This window comes from Streptomyces sp. NPDC005408, assembly GCF_040606445.1.
Taxonomy (GTDB): Bacteria; Actinomycetota; Actinomycetes; order Streptomycetales; family Streptomycetaceae; genus Streptomyces.
Genome location: NZ_JBEXEX010000042.1, coordinates 1 through 14,158, shown reverse-complemented (window position 1 = coordinate 14,158; position 14,158 = coordinate 1). Strand labels below are relative to the sequence as shown.

General features: G+C 72.0%; 13 protein-coding genes. 3 read left to right on the top strand and 10 right to left on the bottom strand.

Features of this window, described 5'->3' with window-relative positions; genetic code table 11:
- Nucleotides 1-9: 9 nt before the first annotated feature.
- From pheT to infC, 7 genes are all read right to left on the bottom strand, one after another.
- Nucleotides 10-2,523, bottom strand: a complete 2,514-nt coding sequence (gene pheT, locus ABZS64_RS29410; RefSeq protein ID WP_355836119.1) for a phenylalanine--tRNA ligase subunit beta — start codon at nt 2,521-2,523, stop codon at nt 10-12.
- Nucleotides 2,523-3,650: a phenylalanine--tRNA ligase subunit alpha gene (gene pheS / locus ABZS64_RS29405; protein WP_355836116.1), complete on the bottom strand. Its 1,128-nt coding sequence runs from the start codon at nt 3,648-3,650 to the stop codon at nt 2,523-2,525. The genes pheT and pheS overlap by 1 nt, the downstream gene beginning before the upstream one ends.
- A 115-nt stretch (nt 3,651-3,765) precedes the next feature.
- Entirely contained in the window at nt 3,766-4,887 is a 1,122-nt protein-coding gene (locus ABZS64_RS29400; protein ID WP_355836113.1) for an ATP-binding protein, read from the bottom strand.
- A 98-nt stretch (nt 4,888-4,985) separates the two neighbouring features.
- Nucleotides 4,986-5,825: an RNA methyltransferase gene (locus tag ABZS64_RS29395; RefSeq protein ID WP_355836110.1), complete on the bottom strand. Its 840-nt coding sequence runs from the start codon at nt 5,823-5,825 to the stop codon at nt 4,986-4,988.
- 103 nt (nt 5,826-5,928) lie between these two features.
- Nucleotides 5,929-6,315 (bottom strand): 50S ribosomal protein L20, encoded by a 387-nt coding sequence (rplT, locus tag ABZS64_RS29390; RefSeq protein WP_114037952.1) that lies wholly within the window; start codon nt 6,313-6,315, stop codon nt 5,929-5,931.
- Between the two features lie 100 nt (nt 6,316-6,415).
- Entirely contained in the window at nt 6,416-6,610 is a 195-nt protein-coding gene (gene rpmI / locus ABZS64_RS29385) for a 50S ribosomal protein L35 (protein ID WP_355836107.1), read from the bottom strand.
- 117 nt (nt 6,611-6,727) lie between these two features.
- Nucleotides 6,728-7,399 (bottom strand): translation initiation factor IF-3, encoded by a 672-nt coding sequence (gene infC, locus ABZS64_RS29380; protein WP_355836104.1) that lies wholly within the window; start codon nt 7,397-7,399, stop codon nt 6,728-6,730.
- Nucleotides 7,400-7,749: 350 nt separating this feature from the next.
- Between infC and ABZS64_RS29375 the strand changes: the two genes are divergently transcribed.
- Nucleotides 7,750-8,112 (top strand): DUF1844 domain-containing protein, encoded by a 363-nt coding sequence (locus ABZS64_RS29375; RefSeq protein WP_355836101.1) that lies wholly within the window; start codon nt 7,750-7,752, stop codon nt 8,110-8,112.
- A gap of 10 nt (nt 8,113-8,122) precedes the next feature.
- Here the strand turns inward: ABZS64_RS29375 and ABZS64_RS29370 are convergent, their stop codons facing one another.
- Nucleotides 8,123-8,854: an SseB family protein gene (locus ABZS64_RS29370; RefSeq protein WP_355836098.1), complete on the bottom strand. Its 732-nt coding sequence runs from the start codon at nt 8,852-8,854 to the stop codon at nt 8,123-8,125.
- 95 nt (nt 8,855-8,949) lie between these two features.
- On the opposite strand from ABZS64_RS29370, the gene ABZS64_RS29365 reads away from it, so the two are divergent.
- On the top strand, nt 8,950-9,849 hold the full coding sequence (locus tag ABZS64_RS29365; RefSeq protein WP_355836095.1) for a serine hydrolase: 900 nt from the start codon (nt 8,950-8,952) through the stop codon (nt 9,847-9,849).
- A gap of 73 nt (nt 9,850-9,922) precedes the next feature.
- On the opposite strand, the gene mycP is transcribed toward ABZS64_RS29365, so the two are convergent.
- Both mycP and ABZS64_RS29355 read right to left on the bottom strand, forming a co-directional pair.
- A complete protein-coding gene (gene mycP, locus ABZS64_RS29360) occupies nt 9,923-11,113 on the bottom strand; it encodes a type VII secretion-associated serine protease mycosin (protein WP_355836092.1) in 1,191 nt (396 codons plus the stop codon).
- Nucleotides 11,110-11,895: a hypothetical protein gene (locus ABZS64_RS29355; protein ID WP_355836248.1), complete on the bottom strand. Its 786-nt coding sequence runs from the start codon at nt 11,893-11,895 to the stop codon at nt 11,110-11,112. The genes mycP and ABZS64_RS29355 overlap by 4 nt, the downstream gene beginning before the upstream one ends.
- Nucleotides 11,896-12,864: 969 nt before the next feature.
- Here ABZS64_RS29355 and ABZS64_RS29350 point away from each other — a divergent pair.
- Nucleotides 12,865-14,067, top strand: coding sequence for an amino acid deaminase/aldolase (locus ABZS64_RS29350; protein WP_355836089.1), 1,203 nt, complete (start codon nt 12,865-12,867; stop codon nt 14,065-14,067).
- The last annotated feature ends 91 nt before the right edge of the window (nt 14,068-14,158 follow it).

The following is a 14,158-nucleotide window of genomic DNA, read 5'->3' as shown; positions in this document are numbered from 1 at the left end:
CACATGCGGTCAGGCACCGCGCAGGACCGCCCCGGTGCGCTCGGCGGCGCGCGCGACGGCGGCGTCGCGCGCGGCCGATGACTCCTCGACCGTCAGCGTCCGGTCCGGGGCACGGAACCGCAGCGCGTACGCCAGGGACTTCTTGCCCTCGCCGATCTGCTCACCGGTGAAGACGTCGAACAGCCGGATGGACTCGAGGAGTTCACCCGCGCCCTCCGTCAGCACCCGCTCGACCTCGGCGGCCGGAACCTTCTCGTCCACGACGAGCGCGACATCCTGGGTCGCCACCGGGAAGGTGGAGATCCGCGGAGCCTGGATCGCGCCCTGCGACGCCTGCTCCAGCAGGTCCAGGTTCAGCTCCATCGCGCAGCTGCGCGCGGGCAGGTGCAGTGCCTTGACCACGCGCGGGTGCAGCTCACCGGCGTAACCGACGGTCTGCTCCACTCCGTCGATCACCACGGCCAGCTCGGCACAGCGGCCCGGGTGCCACGGACCGTACTGGCCCTGGCGGACGATCAGTTCGGCCCTGGCCTCGCGGGCGACCGTGCGGGCGGACTCGACCGCGTCGGCCCAGTCGGCCGGGCGGCCCTTGCCCCACCAGCCGGCCTGCTCACGCGCACCGGCGAGCACGACCGCGACATGGCGCGGCTGCAGCGGCAGCACCCCGCTCAGACCGGCGATCTCCTCGTCGGTCGGACGGCGGTGGACCGGCAGCCGTACCGCGATGCCCTCCTGCTCGGGAGCCCGGAAGACCAGGCCGGCCTCGAAGAGCGCCAGGTCGTGGCTGCCGCGGCCGTCGTTGCGGCGCAGCGCGCCGAGCAGCCCGGGCAGCAGCGTCGTGCGCAGCGCGGGCTCCTCGTCGGAGAGCGGGTTGACCAGCTTGACCAGCCGACGGCTCTCGTCGTCCGCCGGGATGTCGAGCTGGTCGAGGACCTGCTCGCCGATGAACGGGTAGTTCAGCGCCTCGACATAGCCGGCGCCGGCCAGCGCGCGGCCGACGCGGCGGTACAGCCGCTGCCGCTCGGTGAGCCCACGGCCCGAGGGCGGCTTGGGCAGCGTCGAGGGGAGGTTCTCGTACCCCTCGAGCCGGATGACCTCTTCGGCCAGGTCGTTCGGCTCGTTGAGGTCCGGACGCCAGGACGGGACGGTGACGACAAGCTCGTCCTGCCCGTAGACGTCGCAGCCCACCTCCTGGAGGCGGCGTACGACGGTCTCACGGCCGTAGTCGACGCCCGCGACGCGGTCCGGGTGGTTCGCCGGCATGGCGATCGTCCGGGGCGCGGACGGCGCGATGATCTCCGTGACACCGGCCTCGGCGGTGCCGCCCGCGAGCAGCACCAGCAGGTCGACGGTCCGCTGCGCGGCGGCGGCCGCGGCCTGCGGGTCGACGCCGCGCTCGAAGCGCTTGGACGCCTCGGAGGCCAGCTTGTGGCGGCGGGCGGTACGGGCGATGGAGATCGCGTCGAAGTGCGCGGCCTCGATGACGACCTCGGTGGTGGCACCGGCCTCGTCGGCGTGGTCGGCGATCTCGGTGTTGGCGCCGCCCATGACACCCGCGAGCCCGATCGGCCCGCGGTTGTCGGTGATCACCAGGTCCGCGGGGTCAAGCACCCGCTGGACTCCGTCGAGGGTCGTGAGCTTCTCGCCGGGCTCGGCGCGGCGCACCCCGATCGGCCCGTCGAGACGGGAGCGGTCGTAGGCGTGCAGCGGCTGGCCGAGCTCGAGCATCACGTAGTTGGTGACGTCGACGGCGAGCGAGATCGGGCGCATCCCGGCCTTCTGCAGCCTGCGCTGCAGCCAGATCGGGGAGCGGGCCTCGGGCTCCAGGCCGACAACGGTGCGCGCGGTGAAGCGGTCACAGCCCATCGGGTCGGCGACCTTCACCACGTAGCCGTACGAGTTCGGGGCGGGGACGTCGAGGAGCGCCGGGTCGCGCAGCGGCAGGCCGTAGGCGATGGCGGTCTCGCGGGCGACACCGCGCATCGAGAGGCAGTAGCCACGGTCGGGCGTTACCGCGATGTCGAGGACCTCGTCGACGAGTTCGAGCAGCTCGATCGCGTCGGTGCCGACCTCGTGCTGGGGCGGCAGCACGATGATGCCGCCGCTGCCGTCGTCGCCCATGCCGAGCTCGTCGCCGGAGCAGATCATGCCGTGCGAGGTCTTGCCGTACGTCTGGCGCGCAGCGATCGCGAAGTCACCGGGCAGCACGGCGCCCGGCAGGACCACGACGACCTTGTCGCCGACGGAGAAGTTGCGCGCGCCGCAGACGATCTCCTGCGGCTCGCCGGTGCCGTTGGCCTGGCCGACGTCGACGGTGCAGAAGCGGATGGGCTTCTTGAACTCCGTCAGCTCCTCGATGGTGAGGACCTTGCCGACGACGAGGGGGCCCTTGAGCCCGGCGCCGAGCGGCTCGACGGTCTCGACCTCGAGGCCGGCGGATACAAGCTTGGCCTGGACGTCACGGCCGGTCTCGGTCGCCGGCAGGTCGACGTACTCCCGCAGCCAAGAAAGCGGGACCCGCATCAGATCTCCATCCCGAACGGCCGGGTGAACCGGACGTCACCCTCGACCATGTCTCGCATGTCTTCGACGTTGTGGCGGAACATCAGCATCCGCTCGATGCCGAACCCGAAGGCGAATCCGCTGTACTTCTGGGGGTCGACGCCGGTGGCGATGAGCACCTTCGGGTTGACCATGCCGCAGCCGCCGAGCTCGATCCACCCCTCGCTGCCGCAGGTGCGGCAGGGCCGGTCCGGGTTGCCGACGGACTCGCCGCGGCACACGTAACAGACCATGTCCATCTCGGCGGACGGCTCGGTGAAGGGGAAGAAGTTCGGGCGGAGCCGCGTTTTCATGTCCCGGCCGAAGAGCGCCTGGACCATGTGGTCCAGGGTGCCCTTGAGGTCGGCCATGGTCAGGCCCTCGTCGACGGCGAGCAGCTCGATCTGGTGGAAGACCGGAGTGTGCGTCGCGTCCAGTTCGTCGGTGCGGTACACGCGGCCCGGTACGACGACGTAGACCGGCGGCTCGCGGTCGAGCAGCGTGCGGGCCTGCACCGGGGAGGTGTGCGTACGCAGCACGATGCCGGATTCGTCGTCCGTGGTGCCATCGGGGCCCTGGACGAAGAAGGTGTCCTGCATCTGCCGGGCGGGGTGGTCGGGCACGAAGTTCAGGGCGTCGAAGTTGAACCACTCCGCCTCGACCTCGGGGCCCTCGGCGACCTCGTACCCCATGGACACGAAGATGTCCTCGAGGCGCTCCATCAGCGTGGTCAGCGGGTGGCGGGCGCCGGCCGGGACGCGGTCGTGGGGCAGCGTGACATCGACCGCCTCCTCGACGAGCACCCGGGCGTCTCGCTCGGCCTCGAGCTCGGCCTGGCGGGCGGCCAGGGCCTTGCTCACGACGCCGCGGGCCTGGCCCACGCGCTTGCCGGCCTCGGCCTTGGCCTGCGGCGGCAGCGCACCGATCTCCCGGTTGGCGAGCGCGAGCGGCGAGGCACCGCCGGTGTGCGCGACCTTCGCGTGCGCGAGCTCTTCGAGGTCGCCCGCGGCGGCGAAGGCGGCGAGCGCCTCGTCCCGCATGCGCTCGATCGCTTCCGGTTTCAGTGCCTCGACCTCAACAGGGTCGTACGACTTATTGGGTGCGGACATCTCTTCCCGTACTTCCGATGGGCTGGCTGGGGCCCCCGCTCGTCGACCGAGGACGCAAAGGTGCCAAAGGTCGAGTCTAACGGGGTGTGGAGAGGCAGATGAGCCCGCGGGCTGCCTAGGCCAGATAGGCCGGGGCGCCCACGGGCAGAATAAATCGGAACTCGGCGCCGCCGCCGGGTCCGCGGCCGACGGTGATCGTCCCGCCGTGCGCCTCGACGATGCCCTTGACGATGTAGAGGCCCAGGCCCGTGCCGCCGCGCTTGCTCCCCCGCCAGAAGCGGGTGAAGACGCGGCCCATCGACTCCTCGGGGATGCCGGGGCCCTCGTCGCTCACGGTGACGGCCGTACCCTTCTCGTCGTCCTTCGCCGATGCCGGCGCCACCTCGATGGTGACCGTTCCGGCGCCGTGGCGCACCGCATTTTCCAGCAGATTGCCCAGCACCTGGTCGATCTTGTCGGGGTCGGCCCACAGATCGGGCAGCTGCCGCTGAATGCGTACGAAGAAACGGTCGGGGGACTGGCCGCTGGCTATGTGCGCCTGGATGTGCCGGCCGACCGCGGCCGCGATGTCGATGGGCTGGCGGCGTACTTCGAGCCGCCCGGAGTCGATACGGGAGATGTCGAGCAGTTCGGCGATGAGCCGGGTGACGCGGTTGGCGTCGGCGTCGACGGTCTCCAGCATCAACCGCTTCTGGTCGTCGGTGAAGCGCTCCCACTTGGCCAGGAGCGTCGCCGTGAAGCCCTTGACGGAGGTGAGCGGCGAGCGCAGCTCATGGGCGACGGTGGCGATCAGCTCGGCATGGCTGCGTTCGGTGCGGCGCCGGGCCTCGGTGCCGCGCAGGCAGATGACGAGGCGGCGTATCGGCCCGGTGGGGTGTTCGCGCACATAGCGGGCGGAGACGAGGACCTCACGGCCGCCGGGCAGCAGCAGATTGCGCTCGGGCTGGCCGACGCGGGTGGTCAGTCCTCCGTACGGATCGGTCAGCGTCCACCAGCGGCGGCCCTTGAGGTCCTCCAGCGGCAGCGCGTGCTCCAGGGGGTATCCGAGCGCGTCGCCCTTGGCCACGGCTGTGATCTTCGCGGCCGCGTCGTTGAAGCAGATCACCCGGCCGGTCTCGTCGGCGACGACAAGGCCGTCGGGGAGGTCGTCGGGGTCTATCCCGAACACCTCGGGGCCGCCGGAATGGCACAGCAATGCCCCGTGTGTCTCCGCGGGCCTGCTCGTCCCGACAGCCATCCCCGTACCCCACCTCTCCGCCGGCGCAGTGGGCCCCCGAGCCCGTCACCCTACTAGCTACATGTGACGGAGCGGACCCCCTGAGCGAGTACTCAAGCTCAGTGAGTACCCCCTGCGCGCTGGGCGCGCGCCGAGGCATAGAGGCATACGGCTGCGGCGGTCGCGAGGTTCAGACTTTCGGCCTTTCCATGGATGGGTACGCGCACGACGGCATCGGCGAGCGCGCGGGTCTCCTCCGGGAGCCCCCAGGCCTCGTTGCCGAAGATCCACGCGGTGGGTCCGCCCATGGTGCCCGCGTCCAGCTCGTCGTCCAGGTCGTCGTCGCCCGCACCGTCGGCGGCCAGTACGCGCACTCCGGCGTCGCGCAGCCCCTGCACCGCCCGTTCCACGGGGACACCGACGGCGACGGGCAGATGGAAGTGCGAACCGACCGAAGCGCGCACGGACTTGGGGTTGTACAGGTCCACGGAGGCGTCGGTGAGGACGACGGCGTCGGCGCCGGCGGCGTCCGCGCAGCGCAGCACCGTCCCGGCGTTGCCGGGGTCGCGTACGTGCGCGAGCACGGCCACCAGCTTCGGCCCGGCCGCGAGGATCTCCTCGAAGGGTGAGTCGAGAAAGCGGCAGACGCCGACGAGCCCTTGCGGGGTGACGGTCTGCGACACCTCGGCGAGCACCGCGTCGGAGGCGTGGTGCACCCGTGCTCCGGCGTCCCGCGCGGCGTCGACGATGTCCGTGTACCGCTCGGCGGCCTCGACGGTGGTGAAGAGCTCGACCAGCGTGGGCTCACCACTCGGGCCGCGGTGGGCGACGGCCTCGCGCACTGCCTGCGGTCCCTCGGCGATGAACAGGCGCTCCTTGCCCCGGAAGGCGCGCCTGGCGAGCCGCCGCGCGGCGGTGACGCGCGGGGATCGCGGGGAGATCAGCTCAGGAGTGCCCATGGTCTGCGGCTCGCTTTTCCTACGTACGAGAGGGGTCCGGGAACAGACCGGACCCGCAGGCGCAGGGCCTGCGGGTCCGGCAGAAGAACTGCGGCCTGGAAGATCAGGCGGCGGCCTTCGGGGCGTTGACGTCGCTCGGCAGCGCCTTCTGCGCAACCTCGACGAGCGCCGCGAACGCGTTGGCGTCGTTGACCGCGAGCTCGGCCAGGATCTTGCGGTCCACCTCGATGTTGGCGGCCTTCAGACCCTGGATGAGGCGGTTGTACGTCATGCCGTTCTGGCGGGCAGCGGCGTTGATGCGCTGGATCCACAGCTGACGGAAGTCGCCCTTGCGCTTCTTGCGGTCGTTGTAGTTGTAGACCAGGGAGTGGGTGACCTGCTCCTTGGCCTTGCGGTACAGGCGCGAACGCTGACCGCGGTAACCGCTGGCGGCCTCGAGAATTGCCCGGCGCTTCTTGTGGGCGTTGACTGCCCGCTTGACGCGTGCCACTTGTTAACTCCTTGTAGCGGGGCCGTGGTTGGACTCACACGGCCCGGAAACGTATAGGTCCCGGTCTCGGCGTCGCGCCCCCGTCACCGGGGGCCCGACGTCACTTGCCGAGAAGCTTCTTGATGGTCTTGCTGTCCGGCTTCGACATCTCGGCGTTGCCGGTGAGGCGGCGCGTCAGTGTGGACGGCTTGTGCTCGAGCAGGTGGCGCTTGCCGGCGCGCTCGCGGAGCACCTTGCCGGAGCCGGTGATCTTGAAGCGCTTCTTGGCACCGCTGTGCGTCTTGTTCTTCGGCATCGCGCCGTTATCTCCTCGTCAGTGGCGCTCCCCGGTGCGGACACCGGACTGCGGAGCGTCAGATCTTGGTTTGTGGTTCCGGGCGGGACCCTGGGCGCCTGGATGGCACCCCTCAGGTCACGCCTCGGAAGTCTCGGCGGGGGCTTCGGCCGGAGCCTCGGCGGCCTCGTCCGAGGTCTCCTCGTGTGCGTGGCCCTGGCGCTCCGCCTTGCGGGCGGCCTGAGCCTCACGTGCCTCGGCCATGGCCTCGGTCTTCTTCTTGTGCGGGCCAAGAACCATGATCATGTTCCGGCCGTCCTGCTTGGGGTTCGACTCGATGAATCCGAGGTCCTCGACATCGGAAGCGAGACGCTGCAGCAGGCGGAAGCCAAGCTCGGGGCGGGACTGCTCACGACCACGGAACATGATCGTGATCTTGACCTTGTCGCCCTGCTTGAGGAACCGCACGACGTGACCCTTTTTGGTGTCGTAGTCGTGCGGGTCGATCTTCGGCCGGAGCTTCATCTCCTTGATGACCGTGTGCGCCTGGTTCTTGCGCGCCTCACGGGCCTTCATGGCCGACTCGTACTTGAACTTCCCGTAGTCCATGAGCTTGCACACGGGCGGGCGGGCGGTCGCCGCCACCTCGACGAGGTCGAGGTCGTACTCCTGAGCAAGCTCAAGGGCCTTGGCAAGCGGAACAATCCCGACCTGCTCGCCGCTGGGACCGACAAGTCGCACTTCGGGAACGCGAATCCGGTCGTTGATGCGGGGCTCGGCGCTGATGGATCCTCCTCGGTAGCACCACACGGCTGGCTGGCAGGCAGCCGTGTAACGTCTGTTTCGTAAGACCAACCGCACCGGAACGTGAAAAATGCCCCGGACGGGACACAGGCGGAAGCTCCTGGAATACCGGAACACCGCCGCGTGCTACCGCGGGGCTTATCAGGTGACTCCATCGTCCGTACGGAACGATGGGCGCCACCAGACCGGTGACCCGCCGTCCCGGAGGACAGCCAGGTGGGAGATCGGAGCCTCCACTTGTGGGCCGGGCACACAGGTGCCCAGCCGGTCGTTACACAAGGTTAGCAGCTCTGGCCGGAACGGGCTAACCGGTGGCCGGGGCGGGACCTGGAGCGGCGGGGCATATCGTGTGCGTCATGAGTGACGCGACCACACCCAATGAGTCCCCCGACTTCGACGACATGACCCGCGACATCGCCGAGGTCCCCGCCGTCGAGGTCATCGTCACGGTCGCGGTGAATCTGATGAGCGCGGCCGCCGTGAAGCTCGGCCTGACCGAGGACGGCGCCGACCACAAGGACCTGGACGAGGCCCGGAAGCTGGTACACGCGCTGGCCGGTCTGATGGACGCGAGCGCGACGGAGATCAGCTCCTTCCACGCGGCGCCGCTGCGGGACGGACTGAAGTCGCTGCAGCTGGCATTCCGCGAGGCCTCGCTGGTCCCGGACGAGCCGGGCCAGGGGCCGGGCGAGAAGTACACCGGGCCGGTGTACGGCTGAGTCCCGGTTTTCAATCCCGTACGAACAGGGGCTCGCCCGGAAGCGTCGCCTCGGCCGGCAGCAGTGCCAGGTCGAGGCCCCGCACCAGGCGGGCCCTCAGTACGTCGTCGGCCGCCAGCGCCTCGGCGACGCGGCGGGCCGCCTGGGCCGGGACCGCGTCCGCGGCGAGAACCAGAGCGAGGGTCCCGTCCGCGCCGCCCGGGCCCAGATGGGCGCGGAGCACCGCGGGCTCGGCGGCGACCGCGTCCCGAACCGCCGTCGTGACGGCCGGGTCGTCCAGCGGGTCGGCACTGGTGCGGCCCTCGGCCAGGGCGAGCAGCGCGCGGCCGGTCAGCTGATACGTGACGGGCCCGGCCAGGTCGAGCACGAGGGTGTCGGCCTTCTCGTGCGCGACTGCCTGGAGCGCCTGGTGGAGCGGTACGGCGACGGGCCTGGCCTCGGGGTCCCAGCGGGCCAGCGAGGCGATCGAGGTGAAGGCGGGCAGCGCCCGGCGGTCGCCCGCCGTCAGGGTGGGCACGGCCATGTCGCTGGTCTTCTCGCGGCGCAGACCGTTCTCGTCCTCCTCGACCTCGCCGAGGACGGCGACGACGGGGACGAGCAGCCGGGCCTCCTTGAGGGCTTCGAGCACCGGTCCCTCCGCCGTACGGTCCGCGGACCAGGCGGCGAGGGCGGCCGTCAGCCGTGGATCGGCGGTGCCGTCGTCGTCGGAGAAACCGGAGTCGGGAATGTTCTTGAGCGCCACGCGACGAGCCTAGCCGCACCGGCCCGGGCGTTTTCTCACCGGACCCGAAGGCTGGGCACAGGCCCTTCCCAGGCACGGTTCCTAGCGTCCGGCCCATGCCTCCTCGCCACCGAGCCCGAGTCCGCAGATCCGTCGTCTTCGCGGCGGTGACGACGGCGGTCCTGGTGACCGGTTCGGTCGCCGCAGGTGCGTACTCCCTCGGGCGCTCCCCGCACGCCGCGCCCGGCGCCGTATCGTCGGCTGCACCGTCTGCGTCCCCGTCGGGGACTCTCGATCCCCAAGCCGCGGAGGCCGCCGTGGATCTCGATACGGTGCTGGCCGCCGCGGTCCAGCCGGTCGTCGGGCAGTCCGACGCGTCGCTGTCGGTCGCCGTGCTCGACACCGGGAGCGGGCGGAGCGCGGTGTACGGCGACGAGACGTACGACACCGCGAGCATCGTCAAGGTCGACATCCTGGCCGCTCTGCTGCTGGGGGCTCAGGACGTGGGGCGTTCACTCACCGCCACGGAGAAGACCCGGGCGTCCGCCATGATCCGGCTCAGCGACAACACAGCGGCCACGGCGCTCTGGCAGACGATCGGTGGGGCCCGGGGTCTCGACGCGGCCAATGGGCGGCTCGGTCTCGGCGAGACGGCCGGGGCGGACGCATGGGGGCTGACGCAGACCACGGTCCGCGATCAACTCGCCCTGCTTCAGGCAGTGTTCGGTATGGACTCGGTGCTGAGCGAGGCGTCCCGTACGTATCTGCAGGGGCTGATGCAGCAGATCTCGACGGATCAGGACTGGGGGGTGTCGGCGGCCGGAAGCGGCTGGGCGCTCAAGAACGGCTGGATGCCGCGGACCGCGACCGGGCTGTGGGACATCAACAGCATCGGACGGGTCTCGGTGGACGGCGGTGTCTGCCTGGTCGCGGTCCTCTCCGACGGGCACGCGACGAAGGAGGCGGGCATCGCGCTCGTCGAGGCGGCGGCGCGGAAGGCGGTCGGGTCACTCTGACCGGGCCGCCGCGGTCAGGTCGTTCTGATCCAGCCGCCGCGGTCAGGTCGTTCTGATCCAGCCGCCGGGGTGGTCAGGTTCCTCTGATCCGGCCGCCGCGCCAGAGCACGACCGCGCCCGCCAGTACCAGCGCACCGAGGCCGCCCGCGAGCGGGGCGAGCCAGCCGGCCGGTTCCGAGGCCTTGTCCGCGCGGGCGGGGCCGGGTCCGAAGTACGGCTTGCTGTACCCGGCGGATGCAGCCTTCAGATCCGCGGCGCGCAGCTTCGCGCCCGCCTTGATCGCTGCGGCCGGATCGACGCTGCCGTAGCCCTTGGCGTCGTCACGCCCGCCCTTGGGGCCGTTGCGGGCGGTGTCGGCGAGGAGTTTCTTGATCTGGGCGGGGGTGAGACCGGGGTGGGCGGCGCGCACCAGGGCGACCGCGCCGGAGACGAAGGCGGAGGCGGCGCTGGTGCCCCAGCCCTGGTAGTACTTCCGGTCGGGGTCGGCTATGACGATGTCGACGCCGGGGGCGCTGACGGTGGCGTACCAGCGGCGGGTGGAGAACGCGGCGTGCGTGCCGAAGCGGTCGACGGCCGTCACGGCGATCACGCCCGGGTAGGCCGCGGGGTACGAGATGTGGTCGCCCTTCTCGCCGCCGTTGCCCGCCGACGCCACCACGACGGAGCCCTTGGCGAGTGCGTACTGGACGGCGGCGTCCTCGCCGGGCTCCGGGTGCGCGGACTCGCTGTCGTCGCCGAGCGAGAGGTTGATGACGTCGGCGCCCTGGTCGGCGGCCCAGCGGATGCCCTGGGCGAGGGCCGTGCCGCGCGTGTTGCGGGCCTTCTCGCGGGCCTTGTCCGTGCCTTCGAGGATGACTCGGACGGGGAGGATCCTGGCCTCGGGGGCGATCCCCATGACGCCTTCCTCATCGTCGAGGCCATGGCCGTGGGCGGCGATGATGCCCGCCATCGCGGTGCCGTGGCGGGCCCAGGCACGGTCGCCCTGCTGCGCGCCGAAGCCGATGAAGTCCTTGCCGGGCAGGACAGAGCCCGCCAGGTCGGGGTGGCTCGCGTCGACTCCCGTGTCGAGGACGGCGACGGTGATGCCCTTGCCCTTGGTGGTGTTCCAGGCCTGGTCGGTGTGCAGGGCGTCGAGGCCCCACTGCTGGGCCCGGATGCCGTCCGCGTGCGCGGGCGTCGCCGGCAGGAGGGCGAAGGAGGCGGCCGCGAGGGTCGCGGCGATGCGGTGGCGGCGACCGCCGACGGCGCTGTGGCGGCGGTTCATTCGGGCTTCTCCGTGGCCGTGCTGACGGACTTGCGCAGACCGCCCTCTATACGGTCCGCGATACCCCTCGCCTCGTGGCCGAGGCCCGCCTGGGCGGGTGCGGAGGTGGCGCCGTCCGCCTTGGCCTCGGCGGCGGGCTGCGGGTCGGTGACGGTGCGTCCGTCGGCGAAGCCGGACACCGCGTAGACGACGACGGGCATCTCGGTCAGCACGCTGACCGTCCAGCTCGCGCGCTGCCGGTCGCCGAAGCCGGCGGCGACGGTGCCCTTGGCCGGGAGGGTGCGGGGCATGAGATCGGGGCGCTCGTCGAGACCCTGCTCGGTGAAACGGGAGTTGAGCGCGCCCATCGCTTCCGCGTCGGCCTCGGTGAAGATCATGCCGACCGTCGTGACGCTGGTGGCGGTGGCGTCGGTGTAGGTGGCGCGGAGCACTCGGACGCAGCCGACCGGCTGGAGCGTCTTGACCAGCAGCGGGTCGAGTGCGGGTGCGCAGGCACTGTCGGGCGCGACGGCGATCCGGGTCCAGACCCGGTCCGCGCCGCCGGGGCCGGCGCCCTCGCCCTTGAGGGTGCGGGGGAAGAGCGTGTCCACGGGGACGCTGTGCCACAGCGTGCGGGTCTCGGTGTATCCCGTGCGGGCGGTGGGGTCCGCGCTCGAGTCGCCGGTCAGCCAGCTGCCGGTGGCTGCGCCGCCGATCAGCCCGAGGCCCAGGACGACGCAGGCGAGCGCGCCTATGGTCCGCGCGGGGTGCCGGGTCCGTACGGGACGGAGCCGGGTGGTCATCTCGACCGGGGTCTCCGGCGGCACCCAGGAGTACGTGGCGGGCCCGGGGTGCGGGGGGCGTGCGCCGGGCTGCGGGGTGAGGTCGACGGAGCCGACGGGCCTGCGCCGGGCGGGCGGGGCGACGGGCCGCGGCGGAGCTTCGGGCGGCAGGGGCACGGAGGCGGGGCGGCCGCCGGGGGGCGTGGAGCGGGGCGCGGCGACGGGCCGCAGCCGGGTGGTGGTCTCGACGGGCGCGACGGGCGGTACGTCGGGACGCGGGGGTATGCCGGCGGGCACGCTCGGAACGCTGCTCGGCGCCGGCGCGTCGGCGCGGGCAGCGGGTGCGGACCGGGGGCCGCCGCTCGGGGGCACCGCCGGGCGCGCGGCGGCGGGGCGCCGGGTGCCGTCCGCAGGCGCGGGACGCCGGTCGGCATCGAGACGCCCGTCCGCGGGCGCACTCGGCGTGGCCGATGCAGGGCGACCGGCACCGTCAGTACCACCGGGACGCCCGTCCGCGGGCGGGACCGGCGTCGACGGCGCAGGGCGCCCGGCGCCGTCAGTAACGCCGCGGCGGCCGTCCGCCGGCGGGACCGGCGTCGACGGCGCACGGCGGCGGGCTCCCTCGCCGGCCTCGGGGCGGGCGCCGTCCCTCGGCGGGTCCGGGGGCAGGAGTTTCGCGATGCCCGAGATGCGGGGCTCCCTCGGAGCCGTCTCCGGCGGGACCAGTGCACCCCCGGGCGTCGTCTCCCCGTCGTCGGGCTGAGACGAGGACGGGCCGGAAGGGCGCTGCGCCTCCGTGCTCATCCCGCCCCCCTGTTCCTGGTCCGCGTACACCCAGCGGATCGCCTTTCGGGGCAGGCCCGTTCGTCACCGCGTGTGCGTCACTCTACGGGCTGGAACGCGCCCCGCGGCAACGAGACCGGGGGTCCGGGCGGATCTGCCCAGAACATCCCCCTACCCTGCGGTAATCCGGTCTGGCAAGCTCGGGCCATGACTCCCCGTGCCGCTGACCGGGCCCGCTACGACAGGGCCACTGCCCATCTCGATGCGCCGCTCGCGGTCGTCGATCTCGACGCGTTCGACGCCAACGCCGACGATCTGGTGCGCAGGGCGGGCGGAAAGCCCATCCGGGTGGCGAGCAAGTCCGTCCGCTGCCGGGCCCTGCTGGAGCGGGTCCTGGCGCGGGACGGGTTCGCGGGGATCATGTCCTTCACGCTGGACGAGTCGCTGTGGCTGGCGCGGGCCGGGTTCGACGACGTACTGCTGGCCTATCCGTCCGCGGACCGGGGCGGGTACGCGGAGCTCGCGGCCGACCCCAAGCTCGCGGCCGCGGTGACCGTGATGGTCGACGACGCGGCGCACCTCGAGCTGATCGACCGCTCACGCGCCGGCGGCAAGGAGGAGATCCGGGTCTGTCTGGAACTCGACACCGCGCTGCAGCTGCTGGGCGGTCGCGTACGCATCGGGGCCCGCCGTTCGCCGCTGCGCGAGCCCGCCCAGCTGGCCGAGCTCGCCCGGTCGATCGCGCGCCGCGCGGGCTTCCGGCTGGTGGGGCTCATGGCGTACGAGGGGCATGTGGCGGGCGTCGGCGACTCCCTCGCGGGCCGTCCGGTGCGCTCGCGGGCGATCAGGCTGATGCAGGCGGCCGCGCGCAAGGAGCTGGTCGAGCGGCGGGCGGCCGTGGTGCGTGCGGTGCGGGCGGTGACGCCGGACCTGGAGTTCGTGAACGGCGGCGGCACCGGCAGCGTCCAGCACACGGCGGCCGAGGACGCGGTGACCGAGATCGCAGCGGGTTCCGGGCTGTATGTCCCGCGGCTGTTCGACAACTACACGTCGTTCACGGGTCGTCCGGCCGCACTGTTCGCCCAGCCCGTGGTGCGCAGGCCCGGCGTGGGCGTGGTGACCGTGCTCGGCGGCGGGTACCCGGCTTCGGGCGCCGCGGGCGCGGACCGGCTGCCCGTCCCGTATCTCCCGGAGGGGCTGCGCTACGACCCGCAGGAGGGACCGGGCGAGGTTCAGACCCCGCTGCTCGGCTCCCCCGCCGACGATCTGCTGATCGGCGACAAGGTGTGGTTCCGGCATGCCAAGGCCGGGGAGCTGTGCGAGCGTTTCGACACGCTGCAGCTGATCGAGGGCGACCGCGTGATCGGTACGGCGCCGACGTACCGGGGCGAGGGCCGCACCTTCCTCTAGGTCCTGTCCGGTCGATCAGGCCGGATGAGGGAGCGGGGTCTGGCGATGGGGGCACCTCCCGTGCCCGAAGGGCTACGGGGGAGCATCGCAA